Source organism: Staphylococcus equorum, from assembly GCF_029531845.1.
GTDB classification, from domain to species: domain Bacteria; phylum Bacillota; class Bacilli; order Staphylococcales; family Staphylococcaceae; genus Staphylococcus; species Staphylococcus equorum_C.
On record NZ_JAMBPV010000002.1, the window covers coordinates 259107 to 276200 of the forward strand.

Annotated in this window: 16 protein-coding genes; 5 read left to right on the plus strand and 11 right to left on the minus strand. The window is 32.6% G+C overall.

The genetic code is table 11. The features are described 5' to 3' along the window. Positions 1 to 33: 33 nt before the first annotated feature. The 3 genes from xerD to M4L39_RS03540 form a co-directional block, all read right to left on the minus strand. Positions 34 to 921 (minus strand): site-specific tyrosine recombinase XerD, encoded by an 888-nt coding sequence (xerD, locus tag M4L39_RS03530; RefSeq protein WP_277580779.1) that lies wholly within the window; start codon positions 919 to 921, stop codon positions 34 to 36. 41 nt (positions 922 to 962) lie between these two features. After that, the gene (locus M4L39_RS03535) at positions 963 to 1409 is read right to left on the minus strand and encodes a Fur family transcriptional regulator (protein WP_046465387.1); all 447 of its coding nucleotides are present in this window, start codon (positions 1407 to 1409) and stop codon (positions 963 to 965) included. 105 nt (positions 1410 to 1514) lie between these two features. Beyond that, the gene (locus M4L39_RS03540; protein ID WP_277580780.1) at positions 1515 to 2057 is read right to left on the minus strand and encodes an NUDIX hydrolase; all 543 of its coding nucleotides are present in this window, start codon (positions 2055 to 2057) and stop codon (positions 1515 to 1517) included. Between the two features lie 217 nt (positions 2058 to 2274). On the opposite strand from M4L39_RS03540, the gene M4L39_RS03545 reads away from it, so the two are divergent. Next, positions 2275 to 3189: an aldo/keto reductase gene (locus M4L39_RS03545; RefSeq protein ID WP_277580781.1), complete on the plus strand. Its 915-nt coding sequence runs from the start codon at positions 2275 to 2277 to the stop codon at positions 3187 to 3189. 142 nt (positions 3190 to 3331) lie between these two features. Here M4L39_RS03545 and M4L39_RS03550 read toward each other — a convergent pair whose 3' ends face one another. Then, positions 3332 to 4090 (minus strand): SDR family NAD(P)-dependent oxidoreductase, encoded by a 759-nt coding sequence (locus tag M4L39_RS03550; RefSeq protein WP_277580782.1) that lies wholly within the window; start codon positions 4088 to 4090, stop codon positions 3332 to 3334. A gap of 142 nt (positions 4091 to 4232) precedes the next feature. Here M4L39_RS03550 and proC point away from each other — a divergent pair, with 142 nt between their 5' ends. Then, positions 4233 to 5048, plus strand: coding sequence for a pyrroline-5-carboxylate reductase (gene proC / locus M4L39_RS03555; protein ID WP_046465391.1), 816 nt, complete (start codon positions 4233 to 4235; stop codon positions 5046 to 5048). 281 nt (positions 5049 to 5329) lie between these two features. Here the strand turns inward: proC and rnz are convergent, their stop codons facing one another. Next, on the minus strand, positions 5330 to 6250 hold the full coding sequence (gene rnz, locus M4L39_RS03560; RefSeq protein ID WP_277580783.1) for a ribonuclease Z: 921 nt from the start codon (positions 6248 to 6250) through the stop codon (positions 5330 to 5332). A 150-nt stretch (positions 6251 to 6400) separates the two neighbouring features. On the opposite strand from rnz, the gene zwf reads away from it, so the two are divergent. Further along, a complete protein-coding gene (zwf, locus tag M4L39_RS03565) occupies positions 6401 to 7885 on the plus strand; it encodes a glucose-6-phosphate dehydrogenase (protein WP_277580784.1) in 1485 nt (494 codons plus the stop codon). Positions 7886 to 8174: 289 nt separating this feature from the next. After that, positions 8175 to 9047, plus strand: coding sequence for an AraC family transcriptional regulator (locus M4L39_RS03570; RefSeq protein WP_277580785.1), 873 nt, complete (start codon positions 8175 to 8177; stop codon positions 9045 to 9047). 81 nt (positions 9048 to 9128) lie between these two features. On the opposite strand, the gene M4L39_RS03575 is transcribed toward M4L39_RS03570, so the two are convergent. From M4L39_RS03575 to M4L39_RS03590, 4 genes are all read right to left on the minus strand, one after another. Continuing rightward, entirely contained in the window at positions 9129 to 10778 is a 1650-nt protein-coding gene (locus tag M4L39_RS03575; RefSeq protein ID WP_277580786.1) for a glycoside hydrolase family 13 protein, read from the minus strand. Continuing rightward, the gene (locus tag M4L39_RS03580; RefSeq protein ID WP_277580787.1) at positions 10771 to 11796 is read right to left on the minus strand and encodes a LacI family DNA-binding transcriptional regulator; all 1026 of its coding nucleotides are present in this window, start codon (positions 11794 to 11796) and stop codon (positions 10771 to 10773) included. The genes M4L39_RS03575 and M4L39_RS03580 overlap by 8 nt, the downstream gene beginning before the upstream one ends. Before the next feature lie 308 nt (positions 11797 to 12104). Next, positions 12105 to 13514 (minus strand): NADP-dependent phosphogluconate dehydrogenase, encoded by a 1410-nt coding sequence (gene gndA / locus M4L39_RS03585; RefSeq protein WP_277580788.1) that lies wholly within the window; start codon positions 13512 to 13514, stop codon positions 12105 to 12107. A 68-nt stretch (positions 13515 to 13582) separates the two neighbouring features. Then, entirely contained in the window at positions 13583 to 14719 is a 1137-nt protein-coding gene (locus M4L39_RS03590; RefSeq protein WP_277580789.1) for a M20/M25/M40 family metallo-hydrolase, read from the minus strand. A gap of 219 nt (positions 14720 to 14938) precedes the next feature. On the opposite strand from M4L39_RS03590, the gene prli42 reads away from it, so the two are divergent. Next, positions 14939 to 15037 (plus strand): stressosome-associated protein Prli42, encoded by a 99-nt coding sequence (gene prli42, locus M4L39_RS03595; RefSeq protein ID WP_277580790.1) that lies wholly within the window; start codon positions 14939 to 14941, stop codon positions 15035 to 15037. Positions 15038 to 15195: 158 nt separating this feature from the next. On the opposite strand, the gene M4L39_RS03600 is transcribed toward prli42, so the two are convergent. Both M4L39_RS03600 and brxB read right to left on the minus strand, forming a co-directional pair. After that, positions 15196 to 16188: an aromatic acid exporter family protein gene (locus tag M4L39_RS03600; protein ID WP_277580791.1), complete on the minus strand. Its 993-nt coding sequence runs from the start codon at positions 16186 to 16188 to the stop codon at positions 15196 to 15198. Positions 16189 to 16200: 12 nt separating this feature from the next. Further along, positions 16201 to 16638, minus strand: a complete 438-nt coding sequence (brxB, locus tag M4L39_RS03605; protein WP_277580792.1) for a bacilliredoxin BrxB — start codon at positions 16636 to 16638, stop codon at positions 16201 to 16203. Positions 16639 to 17094: the final 456 nt, after the last annotated feature.

Sequence of the window (17094 nt, forward strand, 5' to 3'; positions counted from 1 at the left end):
AGCTAGCTATTCAACGAATAAACTGGTTTGTGTTTATGCACGTGGATGAAATTCATTATACATTTTACGAATTTGTGATTTTGAGACATGTGTGTAAAGTTGTGTCGTCGAAATATCAGAATGACCTAACATTTCTTGTACAGCACGTAAATCAGCACCATTTTCAAGTAAATGTGTAGCAAACGAATGTCTTAATGTATGTGGCGTCAAAGTCTTATTGATGTTCGCTTTTACACCATTCTGTTTAATCATCTTCCAAATAGCTTGTCTTGATAAAGGTTTGCCATGCATATTTAAAAATAACACATTTGTCACAGTACGCTTCAATAATTGAGGGCGTGTTGTATCTAAATATGTATTTAAATATTCTATTACAGCGTCACCTAATGGGATAATGCGTTCTTTGTTCCCTTTACCAAACACTTTGACGAAGCCCATGATTAAATTGACATCTTCTAGCTCAATGTGTATAAGTTCAGAAACGCGCATACCTGTAGCATATAATAGTTCTAACATCGTACGATCTCTATAGCCGTTAATTTTTGATAAGTTCGGAGTCTCAAGCAAAGCAAGTACTTCATCTATTTCTAAGACATCCGGTAATTTTCTATCATATTTTGGTGTTTCGATTAATACAGTCGGATCTTTTGCAGCATATTTCTCTCGTAATGCGAATTGATGAAAACTGCGTACTGTAGATATGAAACGTGCCAATGATTTTGCGGAAGCACCTTCATCGTGTAAATAACCAAGACATTGATGGATGAGTTGTCTATCTACAAAGTCTATATGACCTATTTTTTGTTCTTCTAAAAATGTGGCGTATTTTTTTAAATCTCTTCTATAAGCGCCAATTGTATTCGAACTCAACCCTTTTTCTAGTTGGATAAATTTCAAATATTCTTCAATTATAGTATCCAATGGTACCACCTCTATTTATAAAATAGTGTATGATGTTGAGCTTATTTACCTTGAGCTTGGCAATCCGAGCATACACCATGGAATGTTAAGCGATGGTCTGAAATTCTAAAGTTAAAATCTTGCTCTACTTTTTCTTCCACTTGAGGCAATAGATCTTCTTCGATTTCCTCTACTTTACCGCATTCCATACAAACAAGGTGATGGTGGAAATGCTTAGCGCCTTCTTTACGTAAATCAAAACGGGCAACACCATCACCAAAATTAATTTTATCGACAACTTTCAATTCTGCTAATAATTCTAGCGTACGATAAACAGTCGCAAGTCCTATTTCAGGTGCTTTATCTTTAACTTTTAAATAAACGTCTTCAGCACTTAAATGATCTTTCTCATTTTCAATTAAAACTCTTAACGTTGCTTCGCGCTGCGGAGTTAATTTATAAGATGATTGTTGTAATTGTTGCTTCACGCGATTTAATCGTTCTTCCACGGAAGCCTCACTCCCCTACTAATAATTATAATCATTTCAATTTACATAATGATTTATATATATAAAATACCAATAATTGATAAAATACGCAAGTGTGTAGGCGTGTTATTTGGAATGATTATAATTAAGTAATAGATATTGTAAAGCAATAATCGTTTTAGCATCTTCAATTTCTTGGTTTTGGAGCATAGATGTTATTTCTTCAATATCATAAGTTTCGATTTCAATAAATTCATCATCATCTAAATTCATTTCACCTATTTTAAGGTCTTTGGCAAGATAAATAGAAATTTTTTCATTAGAGAAGCCTGGAGACCCATACATTTCAGTAATCAATTCTAAATCTTCAGCGATATAGCCTGTTTCTTCTTCTAATTCTCTTTTTGCTGCTGACTCTCTTTCTTCATTTATCTCTAATTTTCCAGCTGGTATTTCTAATAATGTTTTTTCTGCTGGTTTGCGAAACTGTCTGACGAGAATAACTTGGTTATCTAGATTGATTGCGCATACGGCAACTGCCCCGTTATGGAAGACCAATTCACGTTTTGACGTTTGACCATCGGGTAATTCTATATCATGGACTTCTAAATCAATAATTGCGCCTTTGTAAATGGACTCTTTATGTAATGTTTTCTCGAATAGTTTCATTATAATCACGTTCCTTTTATTTGAATTAGGTTATTGTTAAGATTAACACGATAGTGTTTCAGGGAATAGCCAAAGTGATAAAAGCAATATTTATTAAAATCTAAGTGACACTATTTTATTTATATCTAAAGTTTACGCAACGCATAAAAGTAATTCATAACGACTTACGTTGTCACGTCTATGCCCTATCATCAAGTGTATCGAAAGGAGAAACGACATGCAAAAAAATATTTTAAAAAGTGGTATTGAAGTCTCAGAATTAGGTTTAGGCTGTATGAGTTTAGGTACTGATTATGAAAAAGCAGAACCTATTATAGAGCGTGCCATTGAACAAGGCATCACCTATTTTGACACGGCTGATATTTATGATAAAGGTGTAAACGAAGATATTGTAGGAAAAGCCTTGAAAAAATATCAAAATCGAGACGATATTGTTATTGGTACAAAAGTAGGTAATCATTTAGCTGATGACGGCACTTCATTTTGGGATCCTTCTAAAAAACATATCAAAGCTGCTGTAAAAGACTCCTTACAAAGACTAGGATTAAATCACTTAGATTTATATCAATTACATGGCGGCACGATTGAGGATCCATTAGATGAAACAATTAGCGCATTTGATGAATTAAAAAAAGAAGGCATTGTTCGTGCGTATGGTATATCTTCAATTCGACCTAATGTCATTGATTATTATTTAAAACACAGCGATATCGAAACATTAATGTCGCAATTTAACTTAATTGATAATAGACTAGAAGTATTATTAGATGATGTGCATGCTAAAAATGTTAAAGTACTTGCGCGTGGGCCTGTTTTCAAAGGCTTGTTAACTACTAATAGTAATCAAGCGTTAGATTCTAAATTTGCAGAAGGTATATTTGAGTATACTTACCAAGAATTAGGTGAAACGATAGCCTCTATTAAAGAAATTGAAAATAATTTAACTGGTTTAACATTTAACTATCTCACGTCACATGATGCTCTAGGTTCTATAATTATGGGTGCTAGCAGTGTTGACCAATTAGATGAAAATGTGAAGAATTACGAATTATCAAAAGAAATTAGTTTAGAGAAACTAAAAGCGGCACGTAATCGTGTAAAGAATCTTGAATATACACAACATGTAAAATAATAAATCATACCATTAAATAAAGAGTTAGTTTGGTACTTATGAAAGTAGATGTCATGTGCATCATCTATTACCATTTAAGTTCAACTAACTCTTTTTTATATTGCAATTTAATTTTAATAAAAGATAAAGATAATAGTAGTAATTAAGCTTTGTTTTTAAAAAATATCGTGAAATGTTTTTCAATAAAACGTGGTGCAAGTTGATAAATCTTTAACATAAAATGCATCCATTTAGGTTCATTGATTTCTGTTTTGTTCGTAAGCATCCCTTTTACGACTTGCTGTGCTAATTTATCTGAATCTAACATAATACTTTTATATTTTTGTGCAAATGCTAACGATGGATCTGCTTTTTCATGAAATGGTGTAGCAATGGGGCCAGTATTTACAGTTAGGACATGATAGTTAGGTCTTTCAATGCGAAGTGCATTCAAGACTTGGTTAAAAGCAGATTTGCTTGCCCCGTAATGTGCAGCATAAGCTTGTGTTAAAAAAGCAGACTGGCTGCCAATACCCACGATAGATGGATGAGTACTTAGAAATGGTTGTATTGTAGTCAAAAGTATATTGAAGTTCATTATATTTAAAGTATATGTTTCTAACATTTCATCAATACTATGTTGCTCTATTGATTTAAAATAACCTAACCCAGATGAATAAATTAAACCATCGATTGATTGGTCTTGAAAATGATGTTTAAGCTTTAGAATTTGAGCTTGTGATTGTAAATCGCATTGTATGATAGACAAATGTTCTGTACCATACTGCGCTATAATATCATCTAATTTTTGTGGGTTACGTACGATTACTGTCACAAACACCCGTTTCTTTAATAGTATCTTTAATATTGCTTTACCTAAACCACTCGTTCCTCCAGTTAAAATATAATGTTTGCCAATCATAATTATCACTACCCTTTGTCAATGTACAGTTAGTATAATTGAAATGGTTATGATATGTCATGTATATAATATAAATATTAGTTATATTATAAATCTATGTTAGTATAGAAACATAAAAACTAAGAGGAAGTGAAATATTCACATGAAACTAGTATTTTATGGTGCTGGTAACATGGCTCATGCCATTTTTACAGGTATCGTTAATTCAAAAGTGATTGATTCTAACAATATTTATTTAACAAATCGTTCTAACGAAGTTGCACTTAAAGATTATGCAGAAAAATTAGGTGTGAATTATAGTTATGATGATGAAGCATTATTAAAAGATGCTGATTATGTATTTTTAGGTACAAAACCTTATGATTTTGATGTATTATCTGAGCGTATTAGACCTAACGTAACAGAAAATAATAAATTCATTTCTATTATGGCTGGTTTACCAATAAGCTATATTCGCGAAAAAATTGGTGCTGATAATCCAATTGCTCGTATTATGCCAAATACAAATGCCCATGTAGGTCATTCTGTAACGGGCATCAGTTTTTCTAATAATTTTGGACCAAAATCTAAAGAAGAAGTTGATGATTTAATCAATGCATTTGGTTCAGCAATAGAAGTTTCTGAAGATAACTTGCATCAAGTTACTGCAATTACAGGAAGCGGTCCAGCTTTTTTATATCATGTATTCGAACAATATGTGACAGCAGGCACGCAACTAGGTTTAGAGAAATCGCAAGTCGAAGAATCTATCCGTAATTTAATTATAGGCACAAGTAAAATGATTGAACGATCTGAATTGAGTATGGAGCAATTGAGAAAAAATATAACTTCTAAAGGTGGCACTACCCAAGCGGGATTAAATGCTTTATCAGAGCATGATATCGAGGGCATATTCGAAGATTGTTTACGTGCTGCTGTTAATAGAAGTATTGAATTATCAAGTCGAGACGACGATTAGTTAAATTAAAGTTAGATATCAATGCTATTTTAACTCACTTATAACTATAAAAAATAACATCAATTCATTGCATTTTGCTAATGAATTGATGTTATTTTAATTTCACAATATTTTAACCTTTTATGTTGCGAATTTTGCCGCAGAAAGCGTGAACAAAATATGAAGGAACATATAATCTACCTAAATTAAAGATATTGTTGACAGATTGAAAGCGCAAGTTCCTAAATTAAGAACTTACGCTTTCGTTATATATCTACATTACTATTTTGGATTAGCTGTAACTAAAATGACCATGAATCAAAATCATTAACAAACATGAATGGTGGGGTTGTGTCTCGAGACTTTAATGATTGACTAATCGTTTCCACTTCTTCTTTTGTATAGCGATTACTTATGTGTGTAATTAAACTATATTCAACTTGAGCTTCATCAATTAACTCAAACACATCGTCAATATGACTGTGGTGATAATTGTTTGCTAACATTTTATCGCCTTCTATATAAGTACTTTCATGTACCATTACTGTTGCATCTTGAGCTATTAACAATTCATTTTTACAAGGCATCGTGTCGCCAAATATAGCGATAACAGGACCTTTAACAGCATCGCCTTTAAATTGATTAGAATCATAAATTAACCCATTATGTTCAAAAGTTTCATTAATTTTAATATCTTGATACTTAGGCCCAGGTTCCAAACCAATTTCCTTTAAAGCTTGAACATCAATTTTACCCGGTGTATAAGGCGCTTCAATTCGATAGCCATAAGATGTAATGCCATGATTTAATAGATGTGCACTCACATTAAACCCATCGTGATGATAGTTTAATTGATCTTCAATTTCTATGTATGTGATTGGATAATTTAATCTGGATTCGGATAATTGTAATGCTGTCTCTATAAATTGTTGAATACCCTTTGGTCCAACTACTGTGAGTGGCTTACCTTCTCCACCTTGAAATGAACGACTCGTTAATAGTCCGGGCAAACCAAATATATGGTCCCCATGCATATGCGTAATGAAAATATGATCAACTTTACCCAATTTGATTGAATGATGCAATATTTGATGTTGCGTCCCTTCGCCCACATCAAATAACCAAATATTATTTGAGTAAGGTTCTAAATTTAATGCAATTGCTTGGGTGTTTCTTTCTTTGGTTGGTAGACCTGCACTCGTGCCAAAAAATGTGATTTCCATGCATATGCCTCCTCTTCTTGTTCACATTTTATCACATAAAAGAATAAAAAATATATTAAAATTAAATACTTCCGAGCAAATTTGTATGAACAATACTGAATATTGGTCTATAATAAATAGAGATTTATAAAAAGAATTGAGGTTTTGATCTTGAATACTAGAAACAAAGATATTCCATGCTTAATAACAATTTTTGGAGCAACTGGTGATCTTAGTCACAGAAAATTATTTCCATCATTATTCCATTTGTATCAACAAGAAAACTTAAATGAACAAGTTGCAATCATCGGGATAGGTAGAAGAGACTTAACAAATGATGATTTCCGTAGTCAAGTGAAATCATCAATTCAAGAACATGTTAAAGATACAAAACATCTTGATAAATTTATGGAACATGTATTCTATCACAAACATGATGTGAGTGATGAAGCAAGTTATCAATCACTACTAGAAGTGAGTAATAAATTAGATACTGAATTCCAACTTCAAGGTAATAGATTATTCTACCTAGCTATGGCTCCTAATTTCTTTGGTGTGATTTCTGATTATTTGAAATCATCTGGATTAACCGAGACTACTGGTTTCAAACGTTTAGTTATAGAAAAACCATTCGGTACTGATTTAGAGTCAGCAGAACAACTTAATGAACAATTACGTCGTTCATTTAAAGAAGAAGAGATTTATCGTATTGATCATTACTTAGGTAAAGACATGGTACAAAATATAGAAGTACTTCGTTTCGCTAATGCAATGTTCGAACCATTATGGAACAACAAATACATTTCTAACATTCAAGTAACATCTTCAGAAGTATTAGGTGTTGAAGATAGAGGTGGTTACTATGAATCAAGTGGTGCTTTAAAAGATATGGTCCAAAACCATATGTTACAAATGGTTGCGTTATTAGCAATGGAAGCACCAATTAGTTTGCACAGTGAAGATATACGAGCTGAAAAAGTTAAAGCGCTCAAATCATTACGTAAATTAGAATCAGAAGAAGTCCGTCAAAACTTTGTTCGTGGACAATATGACGAAGGTACAATTGATGGACAAAAAGTAAGACGATACAGAGATGAAGACCGAGTTGCTGAAGATTCAACAACCCCTACTTTCGTTTCAGGTAAATTAACTGTCGATAACTTTAGATGGGCGGGCGTGCCATTTTATATTAGAACAGGTAAACGTATGAAGAGTAAATCGATTCAAGTTGTTGTTGAGTTTAAAGAAGTGCCTATGAATTTATATTATGAAACAGATAAAAAATTAGATTCAAATTTACTTGTCATCAACATCCAACCTAATGAAGGTGTATCATTACATTTAAACGCGAAGAAAAATGTTCAAGGTATTGAAACAGAACCTGTTCAATTATCTTATGCAATGAGCGCACAAGATAAAATGAATACTGTCGATGCTTACGAAAATTTACTATTTGATTGTCTAAATGGTGATGCTACTAACTTTACCCATTGGGAAGAGTTAAAATCCACTTGGAAATTTGTAGATGCAATACAAGAAGAATGGGACCAAAATGAACCGGAATTCCCTAACTATGAAGCGGGATCAAATGGTCCATTAGAAAGCGAATTACTCTTAAGTAGAGATGGTTTCCATTGGTGGGACGATATTCATTAATCTGTTTATCTTTCTATAACATGAGGCAACAACACTAGTGTAAAAAATCACTGGTGTTGTTGCTTTTTTCTTAACCTTTTTTTGTGTTATGATTTAAGCTATTGAACAAATTACAGAAGCCTACTAGTTTGCTTATTTACATATTACTCTATTTAATATTTTTGAGATGTAAGTATAAGTAAAATGATGTAGAATATAATTAATTAGGTAAACGATGCTAAAGGTTTCCAATAATAAATTTAAAAGCAATGATGGCGAATGAGTCATTTGAAAATTAGGAGTGAAAGTTTTGGACGTTATCAAGCAAATACAACAGGCAATTGTTTATATAGAAGATCATTTGCTAGAGCCTTTTCATTTGCAAGAACTCAGTGATTACGTTGGTCTTTCACCTTATCATCTTGATCAATCATTTAAAATGATCGTTGGTCAATCTCCGAGCGAATATTCGAGATCACGTAGAATGACGTTAGCAGCAAAAGAGATTATTAATGGTTCAAGTCGTTTAATGGATGTTGCTAAAAAATATAATTATAGTGATACAAATGCGTTCGCAAATGACTTTAGTGATTTTCATGGGGTCTCACCCATCCAAGTGAATACCAAACGGGATGAACTCAAAATGCAGCCAAGACTTTATATTAAACTGACAACAACAGAAACTGCACCTTATAATTACAGATTAGAAGATACGCAAGGACTGTCATTAGTGGGTTATAATCAATTTTTAGATGCAGATGAATTAGAAAATCCATATAAAGTACCTGACTTTTTAGAAGATTTATTAGTCGATGGAAAAATAAAAGAGCTCCAACGTTATAATGATGTAAGTCCACATGAGTTATTTGTAGTCAATTGTCCGTTAGATCAAGGTATGGAAATATTTGTGGGTGTGCCAAGTGAAAGATATCCTGCACACTTAGAAAGTCGTTTCCTACCAGAAAGACAATATGCTAAATTTAACTTACAAGGTGATTTAGACTATGTCATAAACGAAGCTTGGTATTATATCGAAACAAGCCTTCAAATGACCTTACCATATGAACATAACAGCCTGTATGTGGAAGTTTATCCTTTAGAATTATCTTTTGATGATGCTGTCACTAAAGTTCAGCTATGGATGCCTGTAGATCAAGAACAATATCATGACAACGAATTATAAAAACACCTCCGACATAATTTGAATTCAAAATAATTCAAATATCATTAGAGGTGTTTTTTTTAATTTAAATAAACTAACTTTTTATAAAGCTATTACAAAAGCTTCAAATGGACGTAATGCATTTAAATTTAATTTATTATCTTTGTAATTATGGAGGTGAATACTATTTTCATTTATATTTTCATTGAATTTCAAAGTTGCAGTCTTATCAGTTAAGTTTCCTGCTACAAGTACACGTTTACCTTCTAATTCTCTAATATAAGCAAATGTGCGTTCGTTTTCAGCGTCTATCAGATTAAAAGTACCATACGTAAAAACATCATGTGATTTTTTTAGTTGTATAAGAGATTTGTAAAAACTCAATATTGAATTTGAATCTTGCTGCTGTGACGATACATTGATCTCAGTGTAATTAGGATTAACTGGGAACCAAGGATCATGTTCAGAAAAACCACCGTTTGTAGTATTAGTCCATTGCATTGGTGTACGCGAATTATCTCTATTTTCCATTTTGTGTTTGTTTAACAGTTCAGTTAAATCGCCACCCTGTGCCTTAACGATATTATACTCATTAACTACAGCAACATCATTAAATGTTTCCACACTTTCAAATGGATAATTGGTCATACCGATTTCTTGACCTTGATATATAAATGGTGTGCCCTGTTGTAAGAAATATACAACTGCATGACTTGTAGCTGACTCATACCAAAACTTTTCATCATCACCCCATGTAGACACACGTCTAGGTTGATCATGATTTTCTATGAACAATGCATTCCACCCTACATTTTCAAGTTTCTTTTGCCATCTATTTAATACATTTTTATATGCTTTAACATCAAATTTTACATCGCCAGTATTCCATAAACCTAAGTGTTCAAATTGGAAAATCATATTAAACTTACCTTTGTCTTCGCCAACCCACTCATCCGCATTATTAGGATTCACACCATTTGCTTCACCCACGGTCATAATATCGTATTTACTTAGGGATTGGTCCTTCATTTCTTGTAACCAATCATGTATGCCAGGTTGGTTCATATCTACGTCAAACGCAGGCGCGTACGTTTTTCCTTCAGGAACTGGTAAATCGCCTGCTTCAAATGTTTTCTTGATATGCGTAATTGCATCCACTCTAAACCCGTCAATACCTTTTTCAAACCACCAGTTCATCATCCTAAAGATAGCTGCTTTAACGTCTTTGTTTTCCCAATTTAAATCAGGTTGCTTTTTACTAAATAAATGAAAATAATATTGATCAGTTGTTTTATCATATTCCCATGTAGAACCATTGAAAATACTTTCCCAATTATTAGGTTCAGATCCATCCATTTTTGGATCCCCCCAGATATACCAGTCTCTTTTTGGGTTATCTTTACTAGATTTAGATTCAATAAACCATGGATGCTCATCCGAAGTATGATTGACTACTAAATCTAAGATGAGTTTCATTCCACGTTGGTGTACACCGTCTAATAATTGATCGAAATCTGCCATTGTTCCGAATTCGTCCATTATATCTTGATAATCACTAATATCATAACCGTTATCATCATTTGGTGATTTATACATTGGGCTTAACCAGATGATGTCGATGCCTAAACCTTGTATATAATCTAGCTTTTCAATAACCCCTTGTAAATCTCCAATACCATCGTTATTTGAATCGTTAAAGCTTCGAGGATAAACTTGATACGCTACTGCTTCTTTCCACCACTGCTTATTCATGTGATTGCTCCTTTTTTATTTGTTGTGTTGAGGCTCGTTTAATAATATCTGTTGGGATAACTTTATTAAAATCGATAATATGTTCATCACTTATTAATTGAATGATTGAGTCACCTGCTGCTTCACCTAATAAGTCAGGATGAATATCGACTACAGTTTGTGGTGGTGCTGCAAATTCAGTTAAGTAAGAATCATTGAATGTTGCTGTTTGTAGATCTGTTGGTACATGAAGTTGTAATTCATACAATACACTAAGCACAATATGATTGAGCATTGTATCTGATGTAATAATGACTGAAGGTAATGCGTTATGTAGGATTAAATGATAAAAATATGATTTTATGCTTTGGTAGTTCATATCAAAATATTCGATACGACCGATTTGTGCATATTGCTTAAGGACACTAGAAAATCCTTTAATTCGATCTTTAATAACTTCATAATTTCCACGTTCAGCTAAAAATAAAAAATCAGTATGCCCAAGACTTACGAGATAGCGTGTTAATTGTTCCGATGCTTCAACATTATCATTATCTATATGAATAACTTGTTGATTCGATAGAGTCTTTCCTACAACAACATATGGCATATTATATTGTGATAGTAAATTTTCTATCATATCGTTTTCTCTTGAGTATAATAAAATAAACCCATCTACGGCATGATAAGAAATCATCTGCTTCACTTCTAATTCAATATTTTGATATTGCTCACTTGTGGTTGATATTGTTGCATAACCATGTGCTTTGCAAGTTTTATAAACACCTGAGAGGACATCTATGATAAATGGATTTTGTCTTGTTTCATTGCGCCCACTTTTTTGAATGATACCTATTGTTTTAGATTGTTTTGTGACTAATGTTCGTGCTGCATGATTTGGTTGGTAGCCTAATTCTTTCATCACCGATAATACTTTTACTCTAGTAGTATCGCTTATACGATTGTTACCACTAATGACGCGTGAAACTGTCGATGGTGCTACATTTGCTGCTTGTGCAACATCTTTTATAGTTACCAAATTGAGTCATCCTTTACTAATGTATAAAGTTAAAGCGCTTTCAATACTATATTTGTAATGATAAGTAAATATAAAGGGAATGTCAAAGTATTTGTGCAAACGATTGCACAAAGTTGCTGTTTTTTGTTGCGACTATGGTTTATTTATATTCTTTTAATGAAACTCATTCATTTGGTAATCTATAGCATATTATGGCTATGACTTGAAAATTTGCATAAAAAAACTACTAGTAAAGTTCTAAGACTTTGCTAGTAGTTTCAAACGCGAAGTAGTTTCACGTCTTTTGAAATGTTATATAAAAATATTTATTAGTCTTCAATCCATTGTGTATGGAATACGCCTTCACGGTCTTTACGTTCGTAAGTATGTGCACCAAAATAATCACGTTGAGCTTGAATTAAGTTAGCTGGTAAGTTTTCTGAACGATAGCTATCATAATAGTTAATACTTGCAGAGAAACCTGGTGTTGGAACACCATTTTGTACACCAGTAGCTACAACATCACGTAATGCATCTTGATAGTTTGTTACGATATCTTTGAAGTATGGATCTAATAATAGATTTTGTAATTCTGTATCGTTATCATAAGCTTCTTTAATTTTTTGTAAGAATTGCGCACGAATAATACAACCTTCACGCCAAATCATAGCAAGCTCTCCAAGTTTTAAATTCCATTCATTGTCGTCACTAGCTTTTCTCATTTGAGCAAAGCCTTGTGCGTATGAACAAATCTTACTCATATATAGTGCTTTACGGATTTTTTCAAGGAATTCTTCTTTGTTACCTTCAAATTTAGTACTTGGTCCATTTAATTGTTTAGAAGCATTCACACGTTCTTCTTTAATTGAAGATATAAAGCGTGCAAATACTGATTCAGTAATAATTGTTAATGGAATACCTAATTCTAAAGCGTTAATAGAAGTCCATTTACCTGTACCTTTTTGGCCAGCAGTATCCATGATTTTTTCAACTAATGGACCATTACCATCATCATCTAATTTAGTGAAAATGTCACCAGTGATTTCAATCAAGTAACTTGAAAGTTCGCCAGCATTCCAGTCTTTGAATGTTTGTGAAATTTCTTCATGAGACATACCAAGTAAGTCTTTCATCATTGCGTAACTTTCAGCAATTAACTGCATATCTGCATATTCAATACCATTGTGTACCATTTTAACGTAGTGACCGGCACCGTTAGGTCCAATATAAGCTACACATGCAGCGCCATCTTCAGCTTTAGCAGAGATTGCTTCTACAATGTCACTTACTTTATCAAATGCTTCTTGTTGTCCACCAGGCATTAATGAAGGACCAGTAAGCGCGCCAACTTCACCACCAGAAACGCCCATTCCGATGAAGTTAACACCACTTTCAGCTAGTGCTTTATTACGTCTGATTGTATCTTGATAATTAGTGTTACCACCATCGATTAAAATATCATCATTATCTAGTAATGGTAATAAGCTATCGATTGTTGCATCTGTTGCTGGTCCTGCCTTCACCATTAATAAAATCTTACGGGGTTTTTCTAGAGAATTCACAAATTCCTCTATAGAGTACGTCGGATGTATATTTTTACCTTCAGATTCTGTTACCATTTCATCTGTTTTAGAAGATGAACGGTTAAAAACTGAAACGCTATATCCTCGTGATTCAATATTCCAAGCAAGGTTTTTACCCATTACGGCTAAACCTACTACACCAATTTGTTGTGTCATTTAACTAACCTCTCTTATTAAAGTTTTCTCATATATTGTATCATAAAGCATCACTTATATTCACTTAATCAGTTTTCAGATTTTTGAGCAATTATTTCAACTATTTTTATAAGCTGTTCTGCTAATAGATTTAAAGCATCAATTGACATACGTTCTTCAGTTGTATGGATGTGCTCGTAACCTACACCTAATATGACAGTAGGTATACCTAATTGATTGATTATATTACCATCAGAACCCCCACCAGCCATAACTGTATTCGGCGTTAATCCTAAAGCAACTGCACTGGCTTTAGCTACATTAGTAACTGTGGCATCTTGTGCAATTTTAAAGCCAGGGTAACTATTAATAATTTCAACTGTAGCAGAGCAACCATATTTTTCAGCTGTTTTTTCAAAAACAGATTTCATATGAGCTACCTGAGCGTTTATACTTTCGTCTGAGTGTGATCGTGCTTCAGCCATAAGTGTTACTTTGTCAGCAACAATGTTTGTTGCTGAACCGCCTTCAAAACGGCCTATATTTGCTGTTGTATATTTGTCTATCTGACCTAATTTCATCGCACTGATAGCTTTAGCAGCAATATTAATCGCACTTACACCTTTATTAGGTACACTCGCATGAGCCTTTTTACCATGAATTGTAGTATTGATTTTCTTTTGCGTGGGAGCATTAATAACAGTTGTTCCCACGTCTACACTTGCATCGATAGCATAGCCATATTTAGCATCGAGTAAAGATGTATCCAATGCTTTTGCGCCTTCCAAACCAGATTCTTCTGAAACAGTAAGCACAAATTGAATCTTACCATGTGGTGTATCTTGTTCATTTAATATGTAAATTAATTCTAAAATAGTCGCTAATCCAGCTTTATCATCAGCACCTAAAATTGTAGTTCCATCTGAATAGATATAACCATCATCTTTTACTATCGGTTTTACATTAACACCAGGCACAACTGTATCCATATGACTTGTGAAATAGATATTATCTATATTTTCATCATTTGTCGTAGCCTTTAATGTGCAAATTAAATTATTTGCTCCCAAATTTTCATTTTCTCCTGCATTATCTTCAACTACCTTTAATCCCAATTTTTCAAATTTAGCTTTGAGTAACTGTTGAATTTCCATTTCATATCCACTCTCAGAATTAATTTGCACTAATTCCAAAAAAGTATTTAAGAGTCGTTGTTTGTTTATCATTCGAAAATCCCCATTCCATTATTTATATGCCATACATTTTAGTGTAACGAAATGCGTACGTAAGCAAAACTAATATGTTTCAATTCTAGAGGGTTCGTATGATATTATAATATTATAAAGTAGTTTGAAACTGAATATGTTGTAATTGATTTATATTGATAGATACAGTGTATTTTATCTATGCTTTAATTCCATATTCGAGATTTGGAGGAATCATCTTTGAGTAACAACAAAGTTCTAAAAGTCATTATTGTAGTCATGTTAGTAGCTATTATACTTGCATTGGTATTGACAAGTGTCGTTCCATTAGTGAATTAATCACAATGGTTTTTGAAAGTATAAATGTTAATTAAACGTTATTTTATTATTTGAAGTGATGAATCACTAATATTTGTATAGTTGATGAGTTCAGTTAAAAAATGAATAAAGCCATACAAAATCCTTGAAATTATAAGGATTTTGTATGGCTTTCATATTTAGGATGTTGCAATTTTAGGGTCATTATGTAATCTCAATGATCCAAATTGTGATTTTAGTAATAAATATGATTCAAGTTCATTTAAAAGTTGTAATAAGTTTGCACGTGTTCGAAAAGCTTCATGTGATGTAGGTAAGTCTAATTCATTTAACTCTATTCGAATTTCATATAACGAATGTAATCTTAACGCAGTATAATCATTACTATTTACATTTGTTCCTACTTCAGCAAATAAATTAGATATTTTGGATAATAAGCAATCGTTTATTTCAATATTTTGAAGGATTAGAGCCATTCTTCGTAATAGTTCTAATTGTTCTTCCCGCATATCAAAATAATGATAATAAGAATTTTCATTCCTAACATAATGATTCTTAACATCTCTAAATGCGATTGATTTTGCTTTGCGAATCGTAGTTTTTAACTTCTCAAAGGAGATATCTAAGCTTGGATTTGGGTTTTTACAAGCCTTACTGAACATTTGAAAAATATCAGTGAATTGATTTTCAATTTGTTGTTTATATTGTTTTAAATTACTATCTAAACTTGGCATAATAACGTTCATTAAGAATGCGATGCCCAGACCAACAATTAATAAGATAACTTCATTGAAAAATAAATCCATATCAATCGTTTTAGCATTGAAAACATGAAGTAAGATAACACAACTTGTAACAACACCTTCTTGAACTTTAAATACAACAGTTAAAGGAATAAAAAGCAGTACAATGATACCTAATACAATTGCATTTTGTCCTAATAAATTAAAAACAATAGAACCAAGTGCTAGTATCATAAGACAAGATACAAAACGAGATACAATTGCTTGTAGTGAATGCACCTTTGTATGTTTAATACAAAGAACTACTAAAATGGCACTAGATGCAAAATTATCTAAGCCGATTAATTTTGCGATAATAATACCTAACGCCATGCCAATTGCAGTCTTTATCGTTCTAAATCCGATGCGGTATGGATTTAAACGTGTCATGTGTTAGTCCCTCTATTTTTCGTCACAATAAGTGTCGAATGTGTTTTGTAATTGTGTGATGACATCCATAACGTCATGACCTTCAATTTGGTGACGTTCTACCATTTGGGCAATTTTGCCATCTTTGATTAATGCAAACGATGGACTTGATGGTGCATAACCTTCAAAATAATCTCTAGCTTGTTGTGTTGCTTCTTTATCTTGACCAGCGAATACAGTTACAAGACGGTCAGGTGTTTTATCATAATGTAAAGCATGTGTTGCTGCTGGTCTAGCAATACCACCGGCACAACCACATACCGAGTTAACCATCACAAGTGTCGTTCCATCTTGTTGTAATACTTTGTCTACTTCTTCTGGAGATGTTAATTGCTCGTATCCAGCTTGTTCTATCTCATTTCTTGCTTGATTAACAACATCAGTCATATATAAATCAAAATTTAAATCCATAATAACGTCACCTTTCATTTCTGAATTATTACTTTTATTCTACTAATATATTCGTAATACTTCAACATGTGTGATTATTATATATAAAAGCATTGCTTGAATTCATAGAATTTATGTCTCGAACGGTTGATAAAACACATGTTAAATCATCAAAATAAATATATCTTGATTTTAAAACAAAAGCGGTCATTCAGACTATTTCTGCCCCTTTTACAAGTTGTTCTCTTTTATCCATAGGCTTATTTAACATTAAAACACCACCCCTGTTTAATTTAAATAGATTATCTTATTTTTTGATTAAAAAAAGTAGTGATTTGGGCCGATTCCTGAAGGGAAATCACTAGACGAAGATTACAGGCTGAGACAGTGCACACGGAAAGTCTGCAAAAAAATGTCAACAAAGTCAGAGACTTTGTTGACATTTGTTATTAAACTTAAAAATAATCAGAATACCTA

Excerpts from the sequence above, each read along its gene's own strand:
- proC (WP_046465391.1), top strand. The coding sequence starts at position 4,233 with ATGAAACTAGTATTTTATGGTGCTGGTAACATGGCTCATGCCATTTTT.
- M4L39_RS03545 (WP_277580781.1), top strand. The coding sequence starts at position 2,275 with ATGCAAAAAAATATTTTAAAAAGTGGTATTGAAGTCTCAGAATTAGGT.
- M4L39_RS03540 (WP_277580780.1), bottom strand. The coding sequence starts at position 2,057 with ATGAAACTATTCGAGAAAACATTACATAAAGAGTCCATTTACAAAGGC.
- gndA (WP_277580788.1), bottom strand. The coding sequence starts at position 13,514 with ATGACACAACAAATTGGTGTAGTAGGTTTAGCCGTAATGGGTAAAAAC.
- M4L39_RS03600 (WP_277580791.1), bottom strand. The coding sequence starts at position 16,188 with ATGACACGTTTAAATCCATACCGCATCGGATTTAGAACGATAAAGACT.
- M4L39_RS03590 (WP_277580789.1), bottom strand. The coding sequence starts at position 14,719 with ATGATAAACAAACAACGACTCTTAAATACTTTTTTGGAATTAGTGCAA.
- M4L39_RS03575 (WP_277580786.1), bottom strand. The coding sequence starts at position 10,778 with ATGAATAAGCAGTGGTGGAAAGAAGCAGTAGCGTATCAAGTTTATCCT.
- M4L39_RS03550 (WP_277580782.1), bottom strand. The coding sequence starts at position 4,090 with ATGATTGGCAAACATTATATTTTAACTGGAGGAACGAGTGGTTTAGGT.
- brxB (WP_277580792.1), bottom strand. The coding sequence starts at position 16,638 with ATGGATTTAAATTTTGATTTATATATGACTGATGTTGTTAATCAAGCA.
- rnz (WP_277580783.1), bottom strand. The coding sequence starts at position 6,250 with ATGGAAATCACATTTTTTGGCACGAGTGCAGGTCTACCAACCAAAGAA.